This is a genomic window from Natrialba aegyptia DSM 13077, from assembly GCF_000337535.1.
GTDB lineage: Archaea > Halobacteriota > Halobacteria > Halobacteriales > Natrialbaceae > Natrialba > Natrialba aegyptia.
Genome location: NZ_AOIP01000031.1, coordinates 1 through 20,948 on the forward strand (window position 1 = coordinate 1; position 20,948 = coordinate 20,948).

The 20,948-nt window shown below is 63.8% G+C and carries 25 protein-coding genes; 17 read left to right on the plus strand and 8 right to left on the minus strand.

Annotated elements, in window-relative coordinates; all coding sequences use genetic code 11:
• Positions 1-199 precede the first annotated feature (199 nt).
• The gene (locus tag C480_RS11115) at positions 200-1,591 is read left to right on the plus strand and encodes an MFS transporter (protein WP_006665708.1); all 1,392 of its coding nucleotides are present in this window, start codon (positions 200-202) and stop codon (positions 1,589-1,591) included.
• 45 nt (positions 1,592-1,636) lie between these two features.
• Here C480_RS11115 and C480_RS11120 read toward each other — a convergent pair whose 3' ends face one another.
• Both C480_RS11120 and C480_RS11125 read right to left on the minus strand, forming a co-directional pair.
• On the minus strand, positions 1,637-1,837 hold the full coding sequence (locus C480_RS11120; RefSeq protein WP_006665709.1) for a hypothetical protein: 201 nt from the start codon (positions 1,835-1,837) through the stop codon (positions 1,637-1,639).
• Between the two features lie 118 nt (positions 1,838-1,955).
• Positions 1,956-3,488: a stage II sporulation protein M gene (locus C480_RS11125; RefSeq protein ID WP_006665710.1), complete on the minus strand. Its 1,533-nt coding sequence runs from the start codon at positions 3,486-3,488 to the stop codon at positions 1,956-1,958.
• A 171-nt stretch (positions 3,489-3,659) separates the two neighbouring features.
• Between C480_RS11125 and C480_RS11130 the strand changes: the two genes are divergently transcribed.
• Both C480_RS11130 and C480_RS11135 read left to right on the plus strand, forming a co-directional pair.
• Positions 3,660-4,823, plus strand: coding sequence for an MBL fold metallo-hydrolase (locus C480_RS11130; RefSeq protein WP_006665711.1), 1,164 nt, complete (start codon positions 3,660-3,662; stop codon positions 4,821-4,823).
• Between the two features lie 59 nt (positions 4,824-4,882).
• Complete coding sequence (locus tag C480_RS11135; RefSeq protein ID WP_241433819.1) at positions 4,883-5,137, plus strand: hypothetical protein; 255 nt, start codon at positions 4,883-4,885, stop codon at positions 5,135-5,137.
• Here the strand turns inward: C480_RS11135 and C480_RS11140 are convergent.
• Positions 5,134-5,481: a nuclear transport factor 2 family protein gene (locus tag C480_RS11140; protein ID WP_006665713.1), complete on the minus strand. Its 348-nt coding sequence runs from the start codon at positions 5,479-5,481 to the stop codon at positions 5,134-5,136. The genes C480_RS11135 and C480_RS11140 overlap by 4 nt on opposite strands.
• A gap of 174 nt (positions 5,482-5,655) precedes the next feature.
• Here C480_RS11140 and C480_RS11145 point away from each other — a divergent pair, with 174 nt between their 5' ends.
• From C480_RS11145 to C480_RS11170, 6 genes are all read left to right on the plus strand, one after another.
• Entirely contained in the window at positions 5,656-6,330 is a 675-nt protein-coding gene (locus C480_RS11145; protein ID WP_049903596.1) for a CPBP family intramembrane glutamic endopeptidase, read from the plus strand.
• Positions 6,331-6,444: 114 nt separating this feature from the next.
• Positions 6,445-6,666 carry a hypothetical protein gene (locus C480_RS11150; protein ID WP_006665715.1) on the plus strand — a complete coding sequence of 74 codons (222 nt, stop codon included), beginning with the start codon at positions 6,445-6,447 and terminating at the stop codon, positions 6,664-6,666.
• Positions 6,667-6,812: 146 nt separating this feature from the next.
• A complete protein-coding gene (locus C480_RS11155) occupies positions 6,813-8,690 on the plus strand; it encodes a Rieske (2Fe-2S) protein (protein WP_006665716.1) in 1,878 nt (625 codons plus the stop codon).
• A gap of 144 nt (positions 8,691-8,834) precedes the next feature.
• Positions 8,835-9,362, plus strand: coding sequence for a DUF367 family protein (locus tag C480_RS11160; protein WP_049903680.1), 528 nt, complete (start codon positions 8,835-8,837; stop codon positions 9,360-9,362).
• A gap of 84 nt (positions 9,363-9,446) precedes the next feature.
• Positions 9,447-9,596 carry a 50S ribosomal protein L40e gene (locus tag C480_RS11165; protein ID WP_006107874.1) on the plus strand — a complete coding sequence of 50 codons (150 nt, stop codon included), beginning with the start codon at positions 9,447-9,449 and terminating at the stop codon, positions 9,594-9,596.
• 192 nt (positions 9,597-9,788) lie between these two features.
• Positions 9,789-10,508 carry a hypothetical protein gene (locus C480_RS11170; RefSeq protein ID WP_006665718.1) on the plus strand — a complete coding sequence of 240 codons (720 nt, stop codon included), beginning with the start codon at positions 9,789-9,791 and terminating at the stop codon, positions 10,506-10,508.
• Positions 10,509-10,604: 96 nt separating this feature from the next.
• Here the strand turns inward: C480_RS11170 and C480_RS11175 are convergent, their stop codons facing one another.
• A complete protein-coding gene (locus C480_RS11175; RefSeq protein WP_006665719.1) occupies positions 10,605-11,216 on the minus strand; it encodes an MBL fold metallo-hydrolase in 612 nt (203 codons plus the stop codon).
• 179 nt (positions 11,217-11,395) lie between these two features.
• On the opposite strand from C480_RS11175, the gene C480_RS11180 reads away from it, so the two are divergent.
• From C480_RS11180 to C480_RS11190, 3 genes are all read left to right on the plus strand, one after another.
• Positions 11,396-11,578, plus strand: coding sequence for a DUF5786 family protein (locus C480_RS11180; protein WP_006665720.1), 183 nt, complete (start codon positions 11,396-11,398; stop codon positions 11,576-11,578).
• Positions 11,579-11,605: 27 nt separating this feature from the next.
• Positions 11,606-12,202: an endonuclease dU gene (locus C480_RS11185; RefSeq protein ID WP_006665721.1), complete on the plus strand. Its 597-nt coding sequence runs from the start codon at positions 11,606-11,608 to the stop codon at positions 12,200-12,202.
• 252 nt (positions 12,203-12,454) lie between these two features.
• A complete protein-coding gene (locus C480_RS11190; RefSeq protein ID WP_006665722.1) occupies positions 12,455-13,051 on the plus strand; it encodes a uracil-DNA glycosylase in 597 nt (198 codons plus the stop codon).
• A gap of 5 nt (positions 13,052-13,056) precedes the next feature.
• Here C480_RS11190 and C480_RS11195 read toward each other — a convergent pair whose 3' ends face one another.
• Positions 13,057-13,434, minus strand: coding sequence for a nuclear transport factor 2 family protein (locus C480_RS11195; protein ID WP_006665723.1), 378 nt, complete (start codon positions 13,432-13,434; stop codon positions 13,057-13,059).
• 149 nt (positions 13,435-13,583) lie between these two features.
• Here C480_RS11195 and hisH point away from each other — a divergent pair, with 149 nt between their 5' ends.
• The gene (gene hisH, locus C480_RS11200; RefSeq protein ID WP_006665724.1) at positions 13,584-14,270 is read left to right on the plus strand and encodes an imidazole glycerol phosphate synthase subunit HisH; all 687 of its coding nucleotides are present in this window, start codon (positions 13,584-13,586) and stop codon (positions 14,268-14,270) included.
• Positions 14,271-14,508: 238 nt separating this feature from the next.
• Here the strand turns inward: hisH and C480_RS11205 are convergent, their stop codons facing one another.
• Entirely contained in the window at positions 14,509-14,925 is a 417-nt protein-coding gene (locus C480_RS11205; protein ID WP_006665725.1) for a hypothetical protein, read from the minus strand.
• A gap of 111 nt (positions 14,926-15,036) precedes the next feature.
• Here C480_RS11205 and C480_RS11210 point away from each other — a divergent pair, with 111 nt between their 5' ends.
• A complete protein-coding gene (locus C480_RS11210; RefSeq protein ID WP_006665726.1) occupies positions 15,037-15,624 on the plus strand; it encodes a hypothetical protein in 588 nt (195 codons plus the stop codon).
• Between the two features lie 98 nt (positions 15,625-15,722).
• On the opposite strand, the gene C480_RS11215 is transcribed toward C480_RS11210, so the two are convergent.
• Positions 15,723-16,079 carry a zinc finger SWIM domain-containing protein gene (locus tag C480_RS11215; protein ID WP_006665727.1) on the minus strand — a complete coding sequence of 119 codons (357 nt, stop codon included), beginning with the start codon at positions 16,077-16,079 and terminating at the stop codon, positions 15,723-15,725.
• A gap of 107 nt (positions 16,080-16,186) precedes the next feature.
• On the opposite strand from C480_RS11215, the gene C480_RS11220 reads away from it, so the two are divergent.
• Positions 16,187-17,308 (plus strand): tRNA (guanine(26)-N(2))-dimethyltransferase, encoded by a 1,122-nt coding sequence (locus C480_RS11220; RefSeq protein ID WP_006665728.1) that lies wholly within the window; start codon positions 16,187-16,189, stop codon positions 17,306-17,308.
• 49 nt (positions 17,309-17,357) lie between these two features.
• Positions 17,358-18,704, plus strand: a complete 1,347-nt coding sequence (locus C480_RS11225; RefSeq protein ID WP_006665729.1) for a YihY/virulence factor BrkB family protein — start codon at positions 17,358-17,360, stop codon at positions 18,702-18,704.
• Positions 18,705-18,856: 152 nt separating this feature from the next.
• Here C480_RS11225 and glnA read toward each other — a convergent pair whose 3' ends face one another.
• Positions 18,857-20,212 carry a type I glutamate--ammonia ligase gene (gene glnA, locus C480_RS11230; protein ID WP_006665730.1) on the minus strand — a complete coding sequence of 452 codons (1,356 nt, stop codon included), beginning with the start codon at positions 20,210-20,212 and terminating at the stop codon, positions 18,857-18,859.
• A 126-nt stretch (positions 20,213-20,338) separates the two neighbouring features.
• On the opposite strand from glnA, the gene lrp reads away from it, so the two are divergent.
• The gene (lrp, locus tag C480_RS11235; protein ID WP_006665731.1) at positions 20,339-20,800 is read left to right on the plus strand and encodes an HTH-type transcriptional regulator Lrp; all 462 of its coding nucleotides are present in this window, start codon (positions 20,339-20,341) and stop codon (positions 20,798-20,800) included.
• Positions 20,801-20,948 lie beyond the last annotated feature (148 nt).

Genomic DNA, 20,948 nt, shown 5'->3' on the forward strand with positions numbered 1-20,948 from the left:
ATCAGAGATGTGTATAAGAGACAGTCTTTATACTGTCCTTTGACATCGAATTTCCGTCCCGTTCGCGGGTCGAGCGCGAAATGATCGGTCGGAACCGCCCGCGAGACCGCCCGTTCGATAGTCACCCCGGGACGTCGTGGGCTATCGTAGCAATAATATGATATAAACACAGAAGTCATTGCATCGGACACGTCCGGGTATGAGTCTCGAACAGGATCGTTCCGAGACGGACGAGGCCGACCCGTTCGACGCCTTCCGGCAGTTCTTCGCGCTCGAACGGGACGTGCTCGTGCTCTCGATCGCGATGTTCGCGTTCAGTCTCGGCTTTCAGATGACGAGTCGGTACATGGGCGAGTACATGTACGCCCTCGGCGGGACCGCGTTCGTCGTCGGCCTGTTCGGGACGTTCGGAAATATCATCAGCGCCGTCTACCCCTATCCCGGCGGCGCGATTTCGGACCGGATCGGCTCGCGGTACGCCCTCACCGCGTTCGGGCTCTGCTCGACGCTCGGCTTTGCGATCTGGCTCGCCGCGCCGCTGGTAATGGATGTCGCCGTCGGGCCGACCTCGCTCGGAATCCTCGCCGTCTTCGTCGGGCTGATCTTCTCGCAGGCCTGGAAATCCTTCGGCCTGGGGGCCTCCTTCGCGATCGTCAAACAGGCCGTCACACCCTCGCGACTCGCGGCCGGCTTCGCGAGCACCGAGACGTTCCGCCGAACGGCCTTCCTCGTCGGCCCGCTGCTCGCCACCGCGCTGTTCTTTCCGTTCGGCTCGACCGACGGCGAGGTACGACTCGCGTTCCAGTTCATCCTCGTCGTCGCCGTCGTCTTCGGCGTCCTCGGCACGATCGTCCAACACCTCCTCTACGAGGCCGACGAGGACGGTTTCGGCGAGAAATTCGAGGGCGTCTCCCAGTTGATCACCGATCTGCGGGAAATGCCCGCCGAACTCCGGCCGCTGCTGATCGGGGATACGCTCGTCCGCTTCGCCAACGGCATGGTCTACGTCTTCTTCGTCATCGTCGTCACTCGGTTTCGCGAGGTCGGGCTCACGCTCTCGCTGCCCGCGGCCGGGACGCTCGAACTCTCGCCGCAGTCGTACTTCGGCATCCTGCTCGGGATCGAGATGCTCGTCGCGCTGCTGGTGATGGTGCCGGCGGCCAAGGCGGCCGAACGAGTCGGACTCAAGCCGGTCGTCACGCTCGGCTTCGCAGTGTACGCCGTCTTTCCGGTGGTGCTCATCAGCGCGCCGCCAGACGCCGCCGTTCTCGCGGTTCTCTTTGCGTTCTCGGGACTGCGCTTTGCCGGACTGCCCGCCCACAAAGCGCTCATCGTCGGTCCGGCCGAAACGGGTGCCGGCGGCCGGGTAACCGGTGCATACTACCTGCTGCGGAATCTGATCGTCATTCCGAGCGCCGCGCTCGGTGGACTCCTCTGGGATGGTTTCGATAACCCGCTGACCGGCGACGCGGTCCTCACCGGCGATCCGGTACTCGCGTTCACCACCGCGACGGTTATCGGCCTGCTCGGCACCGCATACTTCCTCGTGTTCGGCGAGGAGTTCGATGCGTACCGGCCAAATCGCGCCTGACTGAGAGCGAAGGCGGCTCGTCCGCCACCTCGCCGTTCACGGAACTCAGCCCGAGCGACGATACACGGCGTACGAGATCGCGATCACCGCCGCAGCGACGCCGAGTACCGTCGGCACGAGTTCGGTCGAACCCCACTCCCAGCCGAGGACTTGCGTGCCGACGACGGCGATCAGGGCGACGAGGATGCCGAGCGTCGTGATGAGGTCGGATCGGGTTTCGACCAGGGCTCCGAGTGCGAGGACCATGGGTGACTCTATTGTTCTCGTATCACATAGTAGTTCCTCGAAAACGGCCGTGTAGCGGTGAGAACGCTCGGTTGGACCGAGAGCCGAGAGCCGGTAGTCGGGGGATCGAGAGCCGAGCCTACAGGAGCACGTCGTAGTAGTACGGACTCACGAAGCCCTCGATCACGGCCGCAATCGCGAGGAGGAGTCCCACGCCGACGAGCACCCAGAACGCTCGCTCGAGTTCGTCGGCGAACGCGACGCGGCCGGTTCGCCCGCGGAACGCGCGCCAGCCGGTCAGTCCGAGCGTGATGCCGACCGCGGAGGCGATGAAGATCGCCGGAATCTCGAAGATACCGTGCGGGAGGACGAACGCAACGAGATCGGCGAGTTCGGCCTCGGTCTGGGCGTAGAATCCCATGTAGACGCCGTTGAACACGAGCGAGGCGATCGTCGGGAGCACCAGCGCGAGGCCGCCGAAGGCGGTCGTGATCGCGACCAGCCAGTTGTTGGCGAAGAACTCGAGGGCCGCGGCCGGCGGGAGGTGGCCCTGGAGGCGGGCGGCGATCGAGGTTTCGACGCCGAGATCGGCGAGGGGGGCACCGGCCCGCCAGCCGACCCAGAAGCTCGCGACGGCGAGTGCGACGACCGTGAGTTGGAGCAGCGGCGTGTGGCGAACGTACGCGGTCATCTCGTGCCAGCCGCGGCCCAGACCGGCGCGGAGTTGTGACGGCACCGATCGGTCCGGCGGGGCGGGCGGCGTCAGCCGACCCCGATAGCCGACGTAGAGAGCGGTCTTCAGCAAGTCGAACGCCGGTAGCAGGACGAGCATCGTCAGCAGCGAGGGGAACGTGACCACATCGACGAGAAACAGGACACCCGAAACGGCCGACAGCGCGAGGAGCGAGCCGACGGCGAGGGCGTAGTAGAACAGCGCGCCGATCGGTTCCGACCGGATGAATCCCGCCGTTTTCGAAAGCGAGCCGAAAACGCCCGCGTCGTCGACGACGACGGCGACCGGCGCGAACGCGAACAGCGCTCGGACGAGTGCGAACAGCGCGATCATGACGAGCCCGCCCAAGAGGACGACGGGAATGCCAAGCGCCGTTGCATCCGTCGCCACCGCAACCGCGCCCGTCGCGACGGCCGTCCCGATTCCGACGACGAGGGCCACGACCATCCACAGGATGAACTCGAGGATGAACAGCCCGAGAATGCGTAGCCAGTAGCGGCGCGCGCCAGCGATACCGGCGATGAGTCCGCGTTCGTCGCGAACGCGACCGTAACAGGCCCCGAGCTGTGCCGCCGAAGTGATGGCATACAGCAGCGCCACGACGACCAGACTAACGAAAACCGCCGCGATGAGGAGGGCGATCGTCGCCGGCGTCACGAGGAGGTCGACGAGCGGCTCGAACTGGCTCGCCCAGGCCTCGAACGCCGCGGATTCCGGGTCGCTCGGCGGCGGTCCGAGGTTCATCTCCTGCAGGCTATTCAACAGCGAGTCGAGTCGGCTCGTTCCCGCCAGGTAGAGCACCCCGATCAGGAGTGCGGCCATCGGGACGACGCGGACGACGGCCGGAGCCGCGGCCCCGAGCAGGTACAGCGGGAGGAGGTCCGACGGACGACGCCGGAACACCGACACGACTGCACCGACGGCATCGGAAAGGGACATACCCCGCCTTCGAACCAGTATCAGTTAAATGAACCTATCGACCGCACGGAGCCTCATGCTTGGCTTCTCGCTCAGACGAACACCGTCATCGGCCGGGTCCGCTCGGCCAGTTTCCGGCATCGTGGCACCTGCGCGGCGAAACTTACGTCACTCGCGACCGTACGAATCACTATGGTCACCACACTCTCCGCCGACCGGCTCGCAGAACTCCGGGACGAAGGCGCCGAGTTCACCCTCGTCGATACGCGACCCGAGGACAGCTACGAAGCCTGGCACGTCCCCGGTGCGATCAACTTTCCGTTCGGGCTCAACGAAGCACTCGACGGCCGGCTCTCGGAGTTCGAGGAGACGGTCGGCGACGCCGAGCGGGTGATCACCATTTGCGCGAAGGGGCTCTCCTCGGGGAACTTCGCGACCGAACTCGAGTCGGCCACCGACGAATACGACGTCCAGACGGTCGACGGCGGCATGAAGGGTTGGAGCGGCGTCTACGACCACGTCGACCTCGGCGCTGAACTCGAATTTGAACTCGACGACCGCGAACTGACGATCGTCCAACTGCAGCGCCGCGCGAAGGGCTGTCTGGGCTATCTCGTTGGATGTGCAGAGACCGGCGAGGCCGTGGTTGTCGATCCAACCGCGGACGTCGACGAGTTCGAGGTCGCAGCCGAAGAGGCCGACCTCTCAATCGTCGGCGTGATCGACACGCACGTCCACGCGGACCACGTTTCGGGCGGCCGCGACCTCGCGGACAGCCTCGACGTACCCTACTATCTCGGCGCGCGAGCCGACGAACGCGATGTCGAGTTCGACTTCACGGGACTCGAGCGCAACGAGGTGCTTCCCGTCGGCGAGCGGGAACTCAAGGCCCTCGCCGCGCCCGGCCACACGAGCGAGATGATCAACCTCCTCGTCGACGACGCCGCGCTGTTGACCGCCGACACGTTACACGTCGACTCGACGGGGCGAACCGAACTCGAGTTCAATCAGGACGAGGGCGAGGAAGGCGCACGGATGCTCTACGAGACCCTCCATCGAACGATCCTCGCGGAACCCGAGAGTATCGTCGTCCTCCCGGGCCACGTCACGGTCACGCCGGAGGGCGAGTTCGAACACGGCGCGCCCGGCGACCCGATCGCGACGACCGTCCGCGACGCGCGAACCGGTATCGACCTGCTCGCGATGGATGAGGAGGCGTTCGTCGATCGCATGGCCGACGCCGGCGAGGAGCCCTCGAACTACGAGGAGATCATCGACCGCAACCGCGGCGAACTGGAACTGGCTCCCGAGGACCGAGTCGAACTCGAACTCGGTCCGAACAACTGTTCGGCGTGAGACGAGAGTATGGGTTTTTGTACTGTCACTTCGTAGTGTGTCTTATGGTATCATAGAGCGTGTCAGATCGACTCCACCGATTCCGGCAGTTTCTCGACGAGCATCCCGTAATTCGTTGGTTCGCTATCCCGCTCGTTTTCATGGGCAGCGTGATCACCGCCGTTTTGATGGTCTTCGCGAACGCGACGACGAACGAACTCGCCCAGATCGTCGGCCTGTTCCTCGTGCTCTCGGATGCCGTCGTCGCGCTCGGACTCGGGGTCGAACGGGCGCTTAAAATGGGTTTCACCCGAAACCGGCTCAGGCCACGTTAGCGCGAATACGTCTCGAGACGTTCGATCCGTGCTGTGCCTTCATCGACCGCGAAGAAATCCGCGAACTCGAACAGAACTGTCGAGGCGTTGCGGACCCGTCCGCGGACGGCGACCGTCGAACCGTCGTCGTCCCCGCTCTCGGCCGCAATCACCGCCTCCAGTTCGTGTGTCGTCTCCGAGTTCGGCCGCTCCTCGCGCATGAACGCGACGAACGCCGCCCGGCTCTCGAAGCGCCGATCCGGGCGGCGCTGGGTGAACTCGGGAGCGAGCACCGCCTCGAGTTCGTCGTAGTCGTGGGCGTCGAGCGCGTCGTAGTAGCGTCGAACGAGACCGGTGGCGTCCATAGCTGGCTGCTTTCGGCTCGACCGTAAAAAGGATGCGCGCCTGCGGTATTGATACTGGCAGTTGCGACTGGCTTCGGTTCCAGGAAGGCCATGAACTCGTGTTCAGTACAACGGTACAACGGTAGACCCTCGATCTATCAAAAATTTAATCAAGTGTGTTGTCAATATGCGCACATGGTGGAAAACGGATACCGCTCTGTGGTCGCCGTGACTCGCCTCCCGCCGCTCACAATCGGGAATCTGGCCCTCGCCCTCTTTGGATTACCGCTAGTTGTTATCCTGCTACGAGTGACTAATACGGAGATCACGCCGGTCGTTACGATCGGAATCTACTGGGCGCTGGCTCTCACCGTTATCGGGATCGCCGTGAGCGGCGAGGGCCTCTCGTTGCCCGACCTCGGGTTCCGGCGACCAGCCCTCGTCGATCTCGGATACATCCTCGTGACGAGCGTCAGCATTCTGTTCGTATACATTGTGACGCCACCGCTCATCGAGGCGGTGGGCCTCCCGGTGAGTGAGGGTGCTGGCACGATGGGTGCTGGTGTCGGGATCGGCATGGCGCTCGCTCAGTCCGTGACAGTCGGGATCGTCGAGGAGATTCTTTATCGAGGATACCCTATCGAGCGACTGCTTGCGTACACGGAGAGTTCGCTTGTCGCCGGCGGGATCACGTGGATCGCGTTCACGGTCGCACACGCTCTGAATTGGCCGCTTGGGAGCCTCCTTCAGACCGCACTGGTTGCCGCTGTTCTTACCGTCGTTTACCTCCGTCGGCGGACGCTCGTTCCCGTTGCCGGCGCACACGTCCTCGTCTGGGTCTTTGCGGCCCTTGGCCAGTTCTACGCCTAACCGTGTCGATGATATGGTTTTCTCATTTAGAATTCCGCCTCAAACCAAGGCGATTGATTCGGCACGTTCGTGTCCTCCAGTAACATATTTTCCAGTATCAAACCTATCGTTACTATGAACGCTGTGAAGGGCCTCTACAACCGCGCTGATGAATGGGCAAAGGGGCTCTCTCGCGTGTCGTATGCAGCCTTCTTAGGGCTGTCAGCAGGTATTGGTGTTCTCGTCGTCAATCTACTGTTGAGTGCCGAGCTCGCCCTCGTTCAGTCTCTCACGATGGCGCTCGTCATGTTCAGTTTGAAGTGTGTATTCGGGTTGCATCAGACGACCGAAGAGTGAACGCGATGACTACGTCCCGCACTTCTCACCGGAATCTCCGAATACCGAACTCGGCTACGTTCTCCCGAGAAAGACAATGGTGACAGATAGTCTACCAAAACGACGTTCAGCGAACGTTTACACGGTTCTGCGTCGATGCGTTCGGTATGGCAACAACCGACGAAGACGGCGACGGACCGGACGACGAGTTCAGTCCCGTCGTCGCACTCGATGAACTCGAGGAGGCGGGCCGCGAACTGGCGAGTATCGACGGCACGCCGCTGGCCATCTTCCACCACGAAGGCGAGATTCGAGCCGTAAACAACCGCTGCCCGCACATGGGGTTCCCGCTGGTCGAGGGCACGGTCGACGACGGCATCCTCACCTGTCACTGGCACCACGCGCGATTCGAACTCTCCTGCGGCGATACGTTCGATCCCTGGGCGGACGACGTACAGACCTATCCCGTTGCGGTCAGGGACGGCACAGTCTACGTGAACCCGAAGCCGACACGCGAGTTGCCGCCCGCGGAGCACTGGAGCGACCGCCTCGAAACGGGGCTCGAGGAGAACTTGCGACTCGTCACCGCAAAGTCTGCGATCGGATTGATCGACGCCGGCGTCGACTACCAAGAACCGATGGCGACGACGCTCGCGTTCGGGACCCAATATCGGGACTCGGGCTGGGGGCCCGGACTCACGATTCTCGGCTGTATGGCGAACCTGATCGACGACATCGACCCCGACGACCGAAAGCGGGCGCTGTACACCGGGGTTCGCCACGTTGCAGACGACTGCGCGGGCGAACCGCCGAGTTTCGATCAGCCCGCCTTCGACACGACAGAGGTCACCTTCGACCGCCTGCAATCCTGGTTTCGGGACTGCATCGAGGTTCGAGACGCCGACGGAGCCGAGCGCTGCCTCCGCACCGCCGTCGCGGCAGGCTATTCGAACGCCGAGGTCGCCGAACTGGTCGTCGCCGGCGCGACCGACCACCCCTACCTCACGACCGGCCACGTCCTCGATTTCGCGAACAAGGCCTTCGAGAGCCTCGAGCACACGGGCTGGGACCACGCCGATACGACGCTCGCGAGCCTCGTCGAACCGCTCGTCACCGCCTCGCGCAGCGACGAACAGTCGTCCTGGCGACAACCCGTCGATCTCATTTCCCTGCTCGAAGACGCCTACGGCGGCAGCGTCACCGAGACGAGCGGCCTCGAAGAACTCGCGGCAGCGGGCGACGACCGCTCGTGGAGCCCACCCGCCGACCTCCAGGAAACGCTCCTCGGCGACGACCCCGAGGCCATCGTCGACGCGCTCGCCGACGCAATCCGACAGGGGGCGACGCCCGCCGATCTCGCCGCCGAAGTCGCCCACGCCGCCGCGACGCGCGTCGCGCAGTTCGGCACCGCAAACGAGTTCAACGACTGGAACACCGTCCACCACACGTTCAGTTACGCCAACGCGGTCTACGGGTTCGCGCGGCGAACGGACGCGATCGAACTCTATCGCGGCGTCTTCGACGGCGCGCTCTCGGTTTACCTGGATCGGTTCCTCAACACGCCACCCGCGCCGATTCCACCGGTGGGCGAGAACGACACCGGCCGCGAGCCCGATGCCGTACTCGACGACCTGCTCGAGACGTTCGACGCCGAGGGCGAGGTAGATAGAGCGGGACGGCTGGTCGCCGAGTTCTTCGACTGCGGCGGCGACGCTGTCGACCTGAAACGGACGCTCGGCCACGGCCTGCTGCGCGAGGACGCCGGCTTCCACACGCTCCAGAACGTCGAGGCGGCGTTCCGGCAGGCTGAACTCGCCGACTCGTCGTCTGCCCCCATGTTGGCAGACAGCGGCGAGGGCGGCGAGAGCAGCGAGGACGGTGACGGCAGCGACGAGTTCGTTCCCGGCCGTGAGCAGCGTCGGCGAGTCCCGCTGATCGCGACCGCCCGCTATATGGCTGCCCACTTCCCGACCCGCCGGGAGGCCGAACAGACGTTTACGATCGCCGCGCGACTCAACCGCGGGGAGACGATCCACGAAGCGTAAGCCGGTATCGGGCGATCAGTGCGGCGAACGGCGTCGCCGGCGGTAGTGTCGGCGTCATCGTTGGCGTCGGCGTCATCGTTGGCGTCGGCCTCAGCATCGATGTCGGTCGCGGCGCTTTTGGTTCACCCCTGCATTGACACGCACGTGGAGTGTCACATCTACTACGAGGGCGACGACGACCCGGAGAAGTGCACCGCCCGCCGCCTCGAGCAGTTCGACGAGGCGACGCTTCACCGCACGATGGGGCAGGTTCCCTACGGCGTCGTCCTCAACCCCCACGCCGACCGGGCACTCTCGCCGGCCGACGCCGAGGACGGCCTCGGGACACTGGTCGCCCTCGACTGCTCCTGGGAGTCCGCCGAAGCGGCCTCCTTCAAAATGAACGGCGTCCACCGGGCCCTTCCCTTTCTCGTCGCCGCAAACCCGGTCAACTACGGCCGGCCGTTTCAGCTCACAACTGTCGAGGCACTCGCCGGCGCGTGCTGTATCTTCGGTGACCAAAGCCGGGCCGAGGACCTTCTCGAACCCTTCCGCTGGGGCGAAACTTTCCTGACGCTCAACGAAGAGCCGCTGCGCCGGTACAGCGAATGTGTGAACTCGAGCGACGTCGTCGCGGTGCAGGACGATTATCTGGCCGACGACGACCCCTCATCTGGCGAGGAGATGACATAGGTCAATGCCTGCTCCATGCGACAGCAGGTACGACGCCACGACAGGACCACAGCGGTTATATGCACCACGAGCAAACGGAGCGACATGCCAAGTTTCGACGCGGCCGAAGATCGGATGCTCCAGAAACTGATCTGCATGCGCTGTAACGCACGAAACGCACCGGAATCCGACCGCTGCCGCAAGTGCGGCTACAAGAACCTGCGACCGAAGGCCAAGGAACCGCGCGCAGCATAATCTGACCGTCTCTCTCCGCGTTCTCTCGCACCCGATAGCGTCTCGCTTCAGCTTATGGGTAGCTCAGCCCCATCTTTCTGCTCGATCGTATCGAAGAATTTAATTTATCTATGACTAACTTGCTACTATGTACACATCACATTTCGTGAGTGTTTGTGGAGAGAAATACCGCAGCCAGGACGGTGATCGCCAATGACGCCACTGGTCGTCGACGCGCTCCAAACCGAACTCGAGGCCGTCACTGTCGACGCGTTCGCGTTTCTCATGGCCGCGTTCGTCGCCGCCATCTTCATCGCCGTCGGCGTCTTCGCTGGACGCAAACTACAGCCGATCGTTCGTCGGTTCGGCCGGCGAATCGAACTCGACGCCCGCGTTCGCGAAACGCCGTTCGGTGAACTCTTTGCCGACGAGTCAACGGCGGTCTCGAACGCTGCAGGGGAACTTGCCAAGTACTACGTCGTTCTCCTGGCGGCCTTCGCCGCCGCGACGTATCTCGGCCTGTCGTCCGTGAGCGACTGGATCGAGTTCATCGTCGGCTTCGCGCCGAGGGGGGTCGCCGGCTTTGCCATCCTCGTCGTCGGATTCGTCATTGCCGACCCGATTGCGACGATCGTCCGCGAGGCGGAGGCGGTTCAGGAGAGCAGAGTTGCGCCCCTCGCTGGCGGTGTGACGAAGGCACTCGTTTGCTTCGTAGCCGCGGTTATCGGTCTCGATACGATGGGGTTGAACGTGGCGATCCTCTATACGTTCGGCCAGGCGTTTGCGTTCGCCGCCGCGCTTGGTATCGCCCTGGCGATCGGCATCGCCTTCGGCTGGGGGGGCAAAGAATACGTCGCTGCCAACGCTGACGACTGGTTTGGCCAGTCTCCGGAATCGCGCGCCGATCCAGCGGCGGTTTCGGACGACGACTGACGACTGACCGTCGATTTTCCCGCTATCGAGGGATGCTCGTCCCGCAAAACGCGTGCGACGAGCGGTGTGGAGTGCCAGCGGTAGGTACTGCCAGCGTCACTCGTCCGGATACTTCGGCTCGCGTTTCTCCGCTCGGTCGAGTGCCGTCTCGACGACATCGCGAACGTCACCCTGGAAGACGTCGCCGTGGCCCGCGTACATGTACTCGACGCCATCCGGTAGTCGATCGAGGAGTCGGTCGATGCTCTCGATGAGTTGTTCGCGGGACTGTCCCGCCATGTCGGTGCGCCCGAAACTTCCGTAGTCGAACGCGCCGTCGTCGTGGACGACCACGTCGCCCGAGAACAGCGCCGTCTCCGAGACGAACGACACGTGGTCGTCGGCGTGACCCGGCGTGTAGACGACGGTGAACTCGTCGTCGCCGATCTGGACGGTCTCCCCGTCATCAATCGAGTAATCCCGTTCGGGATGGTGATCGTAGGCGTACACCTCGGGGTCGAAGGCATCGCAGACGGCCTCGAGTTCACCGACGTGGTCGCCGTGCTGATGGGTCATCACGACAGTATCGACATCGTCCGTGTACGTGCGAATCTCGTCGACGACGCCGTCCCAGGCACCTGCATCGACGAGCGTCGTTCGGTCGCCGACGACGAGGAACGCGTTACACGTGAACGTTTCTGCGGCTTCCGTAACGTGGTGGACCTCCATGTGTGCCCAGTCGAGACCCGGCATCAAAATCGTGCCGTCCGCGGTCGCCTGTCGTCTTCCCGCTGAAATGGCTTATTCGCCGTTCCTCCCGGTATACCCCTCGATATCCGAGAATTCATAAACGAATATAAACGTGTACCCCCGGAACTTTTGAACCGGTAGGTCCAAGTAGATACTGTATGGGATTCGGGAGCTACGACGAATCCGAGCAACAGGAAGTTGATGCTGATTTTGACGACGATGACGCTGTCAAATCCGGAGAGAACAGCCACGACGGAACGATCGAGTTCGAAAACGGCGCGTCCAGCGACGAACTCCTCGACCGCCTCAAGGAGATCAAAGACGAGGACGACGACGGCTAACGCCGAACTCGATTTCAGCCAGTGCCGATGAAACCCGGGGGACGAGCACTGGGAATCGCCGAGTCGTATCGCAGGGACCACAGTCACGATTCGACGAGCGACCGCGATCGAAGTACGCTCGCAGGTGCCGTCGTTCGGGCCGACTGCGTCGTCGACGGGCTGGCCTACGAGCACTGTCGCGTCGGCGGAACCGATGCAACCGATAGCGTCGGCTCGCTCCTCGAGACGGTGGCTCGGCCCGACGTGCAATACGTCCTGCTCGGTGCCATCGCCCCGGCCTGGTACAATTTTTTCGACCTCGAACGGATTCACGAGGCCGCGGCTCGTCCAGTGATCGCCGTCACGTTCGAGTCGAGTTCAGGACTCGAATCGGGGCTTCGCGACGCGTTTTCGGGTCCCGAACTCCGGCAGCGACTCGCGGTCTATCGGCGGTTGCCGACGCGAACCGAACTGACGGTCAACGATGAGACGGTCTACGCGCGGTATCTGGGATGCGATCGCGCCGAGGCCGTCTCCGTTCTTCGTGCGTTTACGCCGGACGGCGGGCGTCCGGAGCCGCTTCGCGTCGCGCGGCTTGCGGCACGGGCAGGCGATTCGTACGTCGATGCGGTCGGGGCCGAGTAAGTGCACAGGAGTGATACGGACTGCTGTCAGTCATTTCCGGCGCAACCGCAGGACGGGCGCGGTTGCGCCGATAAATCGTTACAGCAGACCGTATGAGTCACCGCGAGTCGTCGCGAGTGCGCACAGGCCGGAGAGACCGGGGAGCTGTGGCGAGATTCATCGGCTGACATGACCACGGTGAGCGAGCGTTCGGCTACCGAGGCAGCAGCTGCGACCCGAAAGACGTAGTAGGTGGCCCGCGGACCCACACCCATGGGAGAGATGGAGGACTTCTGTGTCACCGAGTGTACGCGCTGTCCAGCACTCGTCGACTCACGCAGCCAAATCGTCAACGGCACCGGCCCCGAGGATGCCGACATCCTGTTCGTCGGCGAGGGCCCCGGTGCACAGGAGGACAGCCAGGGCGAACCGTTCGTCGGCCGCAGCGGCTCCGTCCTCGACGACCAGCTCCGAATCGTCGGCCTCGATCGCGACTCGGTTCGCATCACGAACTGCGTTCGCTGTCGCCCGCCTGAGAACCGCGATCCCAATACGGATGAACTCGAGAACTGTCGAGGCTACCTCGAGCAAGAAATCGACCTGCTCGACCCAGACGTAATCGTCACGCTCGGGAAGGTCCCAAGCGAACACCTGCTCGACCGCTCGGTTGCCGTCACGAAAGAGGCCGGCTCCGTCGAGGAGATTCGTCTCGGCGGCGCGCCCCGCCGGCTGCTGATCTGCGTCCATCCGGCGGCGACGCTGTACGATCGGAGCCAGGAGGAGACGTTCGAATCGGCGCTCGAACGCGCTGCCGACCTCGCCGGTGTCGACGGCAGCGCCGGTGGACAGACGCGACTCGACGGCTTCTAACGGCTCTAGACCTCGTCCCGATCCGTAAACGTATACCGCCGGGCGATTTGCCCCTCCTCGAGTTCGTGAACGTCGGCGAAGTCGAACTCGACGCGCTCGCCGTCCTGCACGCCGGAGAACGTACCCCGAACCGCTGCAGTGGTCCCGTCGACGAGGACGTCGTGGATTTCGTGGTTGCCGTCTTCGAGGGGGCGGCCGGTCAGATAGAACTCGCGGAGTTCCTCTCGACCGCTGATCGAACCCTGTCCGGGGCGTTCGTATCGAACGTCGTCGGTGAAGAGCGAGACGAGTTCGTCGTAGCGTTCGGCGTCGACGGCGTCGTAGTAGTCGCGGACGACGGCTTCCGGGTCTGCGTCGGCGGCATCAGTGTCGGTATCTGCCATACGGGAGCATCGTTGTCGGGAAGCCTAATGGCTGTGTTTTTCCGGAGTTGCGGGGGAAGAGTTGCGAGTTGTGAGCCGGGGGCCACGAATTGTGAGTCGAACATTGCACGAATGGCAATGCACTTCAACACGCCCCTCCGAGTTCAGGTATGAGCACCCTTGCTGCTGACACCGAGCAGTCCCTGGCCTCCGTCGTCGTCGTCGACTACGGACTGGGGAATCTGCGAAGCGTCACGCGCGGGTTAGAACGGGCGGGTGCCGACGTCGAGATCACCGACGATCCGGACGCGTTCGAAGACGCTGACGGCGTCGTGTTGCCCGGCGTCGGCGCGTTCCGCGAGGGCGTCGAGAACGCCGCCCCGATCCGTGAGGACCTCCTCGCGGTCGCCGAGCGCGGTCAGCCGCTGTTCGGCATCTGCCTCGGCATGCAGATGCTCCTGACCGCGAGCGAGGAGGGCGCAACCGACGGCGAGGCCGCCGTCGAAGGACTCGACCTCATCCCCGGAACCAACGTCCGATTCGACGACGGACAGAAAGTCCCGCACATGGGCTGGAACGAACTCGACGTCGAGCGCGATCACCCGCTCGTCGAGGGTATCGACGGGGAGTACGCCTATTTCGTCCACTCCTACTACGCGGTGCCGGACGACGAGTTCAGCGCGCTCGCGAGCACCGACTACGAACGCGAGTTCCCGTCGATCGTTGCCAACGAGGCGGGCAACGTCTTCGGGACGCAGTTCCACCCCGAGAAGAGCGGCGAGACGGGGTTACAGATTCTACGGAATTTCGTGGAGATTTGCGCTGACGCCGACACCGACACCGATACCGACTCGTAGGAACATTCACCAGCGCGGCTGTTTTCGCTCGGAGGGAATCCTAGGACAGGAGCGACTCGAAGCGATCGATCGGGGTCTCACCGCGACTCCTGCTGCACTCGAGCTCCGTGCCGCTCGAACGCCGCCACCACCTGCGGCGTATCGCACGCCCCGAGCATATCGACCGCGGTGAGCTGTGGCTGAAACGGCGGCAGCCGGCTGGTGGCCATCTCGGCGAAACTCGGGCCCAAATCGCGCGTCACGACCCGGTCGACACCGTCTCCGTCGGCGCCTTGGCGGCGTCGTGGTGGCCACAGAGAAAGAGCACCGCCGGATGCGGCCCGTCGCTGGCCGGAACGTAGCAGTTCGCCGTGACGTGGAAATTCGGTCGGCTCTCGAACACGACCGACTCGATGCGGTAGCCGTCCCGTCGGACGAGTTCAGTCGTCCGGACCGTCGGCTCGGTGACGCGGTCGGGAAGGCCGCCGAGACGCGACCGAAACAGCGTTCGCAGCCGGTCGCGCCGGTCTTCGAACGCAGCGCGGGAGTCGACCGTTTCTCGGCGCGCTCGGCTTCGAAATGTACGGCTGCTCGCGTGGAGACGTATCGCGGGAGTTGGTCGGCAACGTCGACGTACCCGTCCACGGCGGGTCCAAATCCGTCCATGGGCCCGCAATTATATGACAGCGGTGATAATTGTTCGGTGAGCGGTCCCGGCGACAGGCGATGGCGGCGCGCTCACGATGGCTGATCGCTTTTGTTTCTCACGCGCGTACGACACGACAACATGAGTCGGCTCCAGCGCCAGGTTAGCCTCGTGCTCGGACTCGTCCTGTTCGTCGTCTTCGGTGTCACCATCATCGGCGATCTGCTTGCGATCGAGCGGGGCATCATGCCGCTGCCTGAACTCGGAACTGGGCCCGGAACCGGACCTGGACCCGGCGTCGATGAGAGGGCCGATAGACCGATCCATCCCGAGGGCGCGCCACTCGCGCCGCTGTCAGTCGTCGGAGCCGTACTGGTCCTCCTCGGGACGAGTTCACTGTTCGTTGCCGGATGGCGCGAATCGGTACGGCTCGCGGGCAGAGAGATCGGCTGGTGGCAGTGGATGAACGTCGGATTCTGTCTGCTGGCGCTCGGCTGGATCGGGCCGTTGCTTTCGACGGTTCAACCGGCGATGATGTCCGGGCTCGTGGCCCTTGCCGTCGCCGTTGCGACGCTGGTGTTTGGAGCCGTTCGACTCACTCGAGAGCCGCCAGTGGAAATGGCTGACGGCGACCCGTTTCCGGTCGAAACGGCGACGACGGTCATCGTCAGCGGTGTGCTGGTGATCTTCTCGGTTCTGTACGTCCAGCTCTTTTTCGGTCTCCACTGACGCTGCGCCGCGGAAAATTAACCTCCTCCGCCCCAGCCCGCTCCTCACGCGTTCACAGTCACGGTCGCAGACAGCGGACCGCGACAGTCACGGCACAGTCACAGTAGCTCTCGAACGTCCGAATACCACATATCGTGGTAGTCGACGTGACCCACCCGGCGAGCGATCGCAACCGCGAGAACGTGCCAGCAGAGGTCGGTCGGGTCGTCGGCATCGAGATTGAACTCGCTATCCTTGCAGGTACAGCCGCCGTCCTCGACGATGTACTCGTCGTCGTAGCCGACGACGATCGTAAAGTCGCGGTAGGTCTTGACCCGGTTCTCGCCGACGGCCTCGATCGCCCGGACGCCGCGATCACCGTGGAGACGCGAAATCTGATCGACGAGTTCGGGCGTCAACTCGCTGGTTTCCTCGAGTCGGGCCTGCCAGCGCTCGACGGGCGTCGCATCCGGCACAGTCGTGACTGTGTCCCGGACTGTAAAGTCGGTTTGGTTGTCCGCGCGCCACGGACACCGGCAGGCCAGACCACGTCGCTTTTCGTCCGCTACCGACGAGAACCACTATGCGCGTCACCGAGGGTGAACTCGAACTCGAGGTCCCCGGAGAGCAGACGGACGGTATCGAGGAGTCGGTGTTCTACAACCCGCGCCAAGAACTGAATCGAGATCTGACGATCGCGACGCTGCGAGCCTACCGCGAGCGGGAGGACCGCGCAGAAACCTATCTCGACGCGATGACCGCCAGCGGAATCCGGGGCGTTCGAGCCGCCGCAGACGGCTGGGACGCGACCTGCTGTGACGTCAACGAAGACGCGGTCGAACTCGCACGGGCGAATCTCGCTCGCAACGACTGCGAGTCACGAGCGACCGTCGAACACCGCAACGTCAACGCCCTCATGCACGAGCAGGTCTTCGACGTGATCGACCTCGACCCCTACGGAACGCCGATGCCCTTCGCCGACGCCGCGTTCGCGAACTGCCGCGACCTGGTCTGTATCACCGCGACCGACACCGCCCCGCTGTGTGGCGCACACTTCAACAGCGGCGTTCGCTCGTACTCCGCAGTACCGCGAAACACCGACTACCACGCCGAGATGGGCGTCCGCATCCTCCTCTCCGCGCTCGCTCGCAGTGCCGCCCGCTTCGACGTCGGCGTCGAACCCATCCTCACCCACGCGACCAGCCACTACGTCCGCACCTACCTCGAACTCGAGCACAAGGCCACCGCCGCCGACGCCGCGATCGACACCCTCGGTCATATCTCCCACTGCGAGGACTGCCTCTACCGCGAACACGAGTTCGGGCTGCACGCCGATCCGATCGAGGAGTGCCCCCACTGCGGCGGGAATCGCATGCTCACCGCGGGGCCCGTCTGGCTCGGCTCGATCCGCGACGCCGCGTTCGTCGCCGCGGTTCGCGACGAAATTCCCGACGCGTTCGGCACGGCGGAGAAGGCGCGGGACTTGTGCACGACGCTCGAAACCGAACTCGACGAGCCGACCCACTACGACCAGCACAAACTCTGTCGCAACTGGGGCCTGCCCGCGAACGCGATGGACGAGTTCCTGGCCGACCTGCGGGACGCGGGCTATGCCGCCTCCCGGGCCCACTACGGCGGCACGACGTTCAAGACGGACGCGAGCGTCGGGGAGATCCGCGAGGCGACGGCGGCGAGCCTCGAGTGACGGCCTGACGCCCCACCCGTATTTGGTCGCTCCCCGCGTCTAGACGCACGTGCTCGATCGCAGGGAAGCTGAACTCGAGACGGCGAGACGGATCGTCAGCCTCGCACGGACCCAACAATTGACGCTGCTGTCGGCCGGCGTCGCCTTTTACGCGTTCATCTCGCTCGTCCCGCTGATGTTGCTCGCGCTCGGCGTCGCCGCAACGCTGGGTGGAGAAACGCTCGCGAACCGAATAACGACCGCAGCGAACGACGTTCTCACGCCGGCGGCCCAAGAGTTGCTCGCCGAAACGATCGTCGACGAGACGGGTCGCCAGAGCGCGACCGTCGTCGGGGCGCTTGGCGTGCTCTGGGGCTCGAGTCGCGTGTTCCGCGGACTCGATCGGGCATTCTCGGCGGTGTACGGAACGGTGGCGTCGAAGTCGTTTCTGGATACGTTCTGGGACGCGACGGTCGTCCTGCTCGTGATCGCGGTCGGGCTCACGCTGGTCGGCACGCTCGAAGTGCTGGTCGAGTTCGTCCCACTACTTCGCGTCATCGGGCCGCTGTTTATCGTGCTCGGACTGTTCGTCACGTTTCTCCCGCTGTACGTCGTGTTTCCCGACGCGGGCGTCGACGTTCGCGAGGCGACGCCGGGAGCGCTTCTCGCCGCGGTCGGCTGGTACGTGCTGAGTCACGCCTTCTCGCTGTACGTCGAGTTCGCCGGCGGCTATGCACTGTACGGAGCCCTCGGGGCCGTCTTTCTCGTCCTCATCTGGCTGTACGCCGGGGCGATTATCCTCGTCTTCGGCGCGGTCTGTAATGCCGTCCTCGCCGACCGTGAAGTGGATCGGCAGCTACAAAGTCCCGGCGCTCGACAGATTCGACCAGAAGCGATGACCGACGACGCCACGGGGGCCGACGAGGGGACGCCGGCGGACCGCTCGGACCCGACCGAAACGACCGCGAGCGACGGACCGGACGGATCGACTGACGAGTTCAGTCGCGCCGGCCAGGGGCGTGCGAGCGCTCGAACGCGAGATCGCTCGGACGACCCCGAAGCGCTCCGCGAGGAGATCGAGCGCCTGCGCGACCGCGTCGATACCTTCGAGTCGAACGTCGAGCGCCGAACCGTCGAGCGCGACTCTCTCGAAGGCGAACTCAAGCGGTACGTTCGCAGTCGCGTTCGACACAGCCACGCCCACGGCTGGGGGCCGTATCTCGTCTTGCTCTACGGAACGCTCCTGGCGATTGCCGCGTTTCGATTTCTCGACGGCGGGTGGGCGATCCTCGCGATGTTCGTCGTCTGGACGTCGACGCTCGGCGTCTACATCCTCATGGTCCTGATCGGAGCGGGCGTCTCGCTGCTCGGCTTGCCGGGCCGGTTGCGAAATCGGATCGGGCAGTGGCGGTCCTAAGCGGGAAACGGCGATTTACAGGGACCATCGACAGGAACCAAACAGCGAGCGACGAACAGAGTCTGTGTTCGGGTAGGACACGCAAAACGAAGACGCCAGATCCACTCCCATTCTCACTCCCACTTCTACTCCGACTCTCTCCAGGTACGTCCTCAGAACGTCTCGAGATACCGATCGAGTTCCCACTGGGAGACGTCGACCAGGTACTCTTCGAACTCTTGGCGCTTTGCGTCGACGAACTTGGAACTGACGTGTTCGCCGAGTGCGTCGACGATAGCCTCGTCCGCTTCCAAGGCGTCGACGGCCTCGCCGAGGTTCGACGGCAGCGTCGTGATGCCGTACTCCTCGCGCGTTTCCTCGTCGAACTCGTAGATGTTCTCCCGAACCGGATCGGGACACTCGAGGTCCTGCTCGATCCCGTTGAGGCCCGCGTGAATCATCGTTGCGATGGCGAGGTACGGATTACACGAGGGGTCCGGCGAGCGCAGTTCGACGCGCGAGGCGGCGGGAACGCGCGCGGCCGGCTTGCGGATCAGCGACGAGCGATTGCGGTCGGACCAGGCGACGTAGACCGGCGCTTCGTAGCCCGGCACCAGCCGCTTGTAGCTGTTGACCGTCGGATTCGCGACTGCCGTGATCGCCGGCGCGTGCTCGAGGATGCCGGCGGTGAAGGCGCGAGCCTCGTCGCTCAGGTCGAACTCGTCGTCGCCGTCGTGGAACGCGTTCTCGCCGTCCTCCGTAAAGAGCGAGAGGTGAGTGTGCATCCCCGAGCCGTTGATCTTCGGGATCGGCTTGGGCATGAACGTCGCGTGGTAATCGTGCTGGGCAGCGATGGCGCGAACGACAGTGCGGAAGGTGGCGACGTTGTCCGCCGTCGTCAGCGCGTCGTCGTATTCGAAGTTAATCTCGTGTTGGCCCTCCGCGACCTCGTGGTGGCTGGCCTCGACCTCGAAGCCCATACTCTCGAGGCCGTAAATGATGTCCCGGCGCACGTCGCTCGCGAGGTCCTTCGGCGCGAGGTCGAAGTAGCCGCCGGCGTCGTTGGTCGTCGTCGTCGCGCGACCCACCTCGTCCTCCTCGAACAGGAAGAACTCCGGCTCTGGCGCGGCGTTGACCGTGTACCCCATCTCCTCGGCGCGGTCGAGAGCGCGCTTGAGCACGTAGCGCGGATCACCTTCGAACGGCTTACCCGTCGAGGTGTTCACGACGTCGCAGATCAGGCGAGCGGATGCGCCCTCGTCGCGATCGCGCCACGGCAAGATTGCGAACGTCTCCGGATCGGGCGTCAGTCGCATGTCCGATTCCTGAATCCTGACGAAGCCCTCGATCGAAGAACCGTCGAAGTAGATGCCCTCGGTAAACGCCTTCTCGGCCTGACGGGCAGGGACCGAGACGTTCTTTACCGTTCCAAGAATATCAGTAAACTGGAGACGAAGAAAGTCAATATCGTTCGCCTCGATTTCGTCGAGAACCTCCTGTTCGGCACTCGTAATGTTTCCGCTTGTCATCTTTCTCGTCGTGGTAGCCAAGTAACTCGCCGACTAAAACCCTACTGCTCTAAGCAAATCTTCGATCACTCCGCCGGAATTGTATATTCGTAAATTTCTAAAGGCCAGGCTGAGTGGATAGACGTGATGACGTACGAAAATCTCGATGCAAAATTAGTAAATGCCCTTCTGGGCGACGGGCGTGCGAGCCTCCGCAGCCTCGCCGAAGAACTCGACGTCTCCGTGACGACCGTCTCGAACCACCTCTCGGATCTAGAGGAGCAGGGCGTCATCGAGGGCTACACCCCTCGAATCGATTACGATGCGGTCGGCTACGACGTTACCGCCGTCATCCAGCTCCAGGTCGAAGGGAACGCGCTCCCGGACATTACAGACACGCTCCGTGACCACCGCCAGATGATCAGCGTCTACGAAGTCACCGGCGACTACGACGTGATCGCTATCGGCAAGTTCAAAGACACGGACGGCATGAACGACCAGATCAAGGAACTACTGACGGACCCGGACATCAAAGCCTCGAACACGAGCGTCGTCCTCAACGCCGTCTCCGAGAACGAACAGTTCGAACTCGACGTCGATCGCTCCTAACGGACCGTTCGGGCCGCTCACCCGGACGAGTGGCTCGGTCACCGGTCATCACCGGCGCAACCGGCGGCGGACTCGACAGCGTTGTCTCATACGGTCTGCTGTAACGATTTACCGGCGCAACCGCAGGACGGGCGCGGTTGCGCTGGAA